This window comes from Streptomyces botrytidirepellens (assembly GCF_003721215.1).
Classification (GTDB): domain Bacteria; phylum Actinomycetota; class Actinomycetes; order Streptomycetales; family Streptomycetaceae; genus Streptomyces; species Streptomyces himastatinicus.
This window is the reverse complement of sequence record NZ_RIBZ01000446.1, coordinates 1-1,258: the sequence shown is the minus strand read 5'-3', so window position 1 is coordinate 1,258 and position 1,258 is coordinate 1. Positions and strand designations below refer to the sequence as shown.

The 1,258-nt window shown below is 71.4% G+C and carries 1 protein-coding gene; it reads right to left on the bottom strand.

Annotation, left to right across the window (positions count from 1 at the left end):
• Positions 1 to 465: 465 nt before the first annotated feature.
• On the bottom strand, positions 466 to 999 hold the full coding sequence (locus tag EEJ42_RS31480) for a hypothetical protein (protein ID WP_123105263.1): 534 nt from the start codon (positions 997 to 999) through the stop codon (positions 466 to 468).
• Positions 1,000 to 1,258 lie beyond the last annotated feature (259 nt).

Below are 1,258 nucleotides of genomic sequence, written 5' to 3'. Positions count from 1 at the left end.
GGCCGCGCGGTGCGGGAACGGGGGATGGGGCCGCACGCCGCGCGGCCCGGCCGGAGCCGGGCGCCACCGGGCACGAAGGAACGGGGGTTCGTGCGGGGCGCTCACCGGCTGCACTGACTGTCGTACGCGGCAGAGTTAGCGGCGCAGCCATCGACCAGGCGGGGGCGCAGCGGCCGGGCGGCGGCCCCATCCGGCTGGTCCCGGATCCGCGGGTGCAGTGCGGGGACTGTGCGTCAGCGGGTCAGAACCGGGGGGCAGCACTCGTCGGCGGCCTGCCCACCAGCAGGTCAGGTGGCGGCTGGCGTGGCTGGTCCTCAGGTCGGTGGTGATCTGCTCGGCCGTCTGGCGGCTGACGCTGGTCGCGTCGTACCGGCCCCACCCTCGGGAGATCGGCAGGGTCTCGTACGGGCCGAACTCCCCCTCATCGAAGGTGAACAGGTCTGGGACCGGCGGGGCGGAGTCCGGTCAGCAGGTGGGTCCCTGATCGTCCTCCTCCTCGTCCTCGTCGGGATTGTGGCTGGTGTAGGGGTAGGGGCTGTCGGGGTTGTCAAGGAAGGCGAGGAAAGCCTGGGCGACGAACTCCCGGTCGCTGCGGTGGTCGAGGGGGAGGTGTGGGTGGAGGCTGTCGAAGGCGGCGTATGCGGCGCGTTCAGCTTCGGCGCGGGTGTAGAGGGCTTCCCATCCGGCGCCGGGCGTGGTGCCCGTTGCGTGTTCGAAGCGACTGATGGCGGCATGGGCGGCCAGGGCGATGGCGGCAGGCTCAGTGGTCTTGATCTTGAGGAGCTGCTGGGCGTCGATGAGTTCCTGGCTGATCACAGTCCACCGGGCGGTGTCGCTGTCGTTGTGGAGGGCGAAGTAGCCGTAGTACCACATGTCCTGGAGCCAGCGTTCGAGTTCGTGGGCGGCTTCGTGCCCCGGCACGGCGCGGTAGGCACCCAGGGCCATGCGTGCCCTGGCGGCGATGGCGGCGGCGGGGCGGGGGTAGGTGAGCTGGTTCATGGGTTCTGTCTCCTTGTCCTGGGTCAGGCATGGCGGAAGGCGGGTACGTCGGGCATCACGGTGCACGGCCGCCAGGAGAGTGACCCTGCGGAAGGCAACAGCCACAACACACGCCCCCCGGGGGGCGGGGCCGGGGTGATGCTGTGGCAGGCGGCTAGCTGGGCGAGACACGGCCACGGGTGGTCTTCGGGGCCGGTGAGAATGCGGCGCCGGTGATAGTGCGGGTCCGGCACGGGGCCTGGGAAGGCGGAACGGGGCG

What these genes read in the sequence shown, in the direction of transcription:
- EEJ42_RS31480 (WP_123105263.1), bottom strand. Translation starts at nt 999, where the DNA reads ATGAACCAGCTCACCTACCCCCGCCCCGCCGCCGCCATCGCCGCCAGG.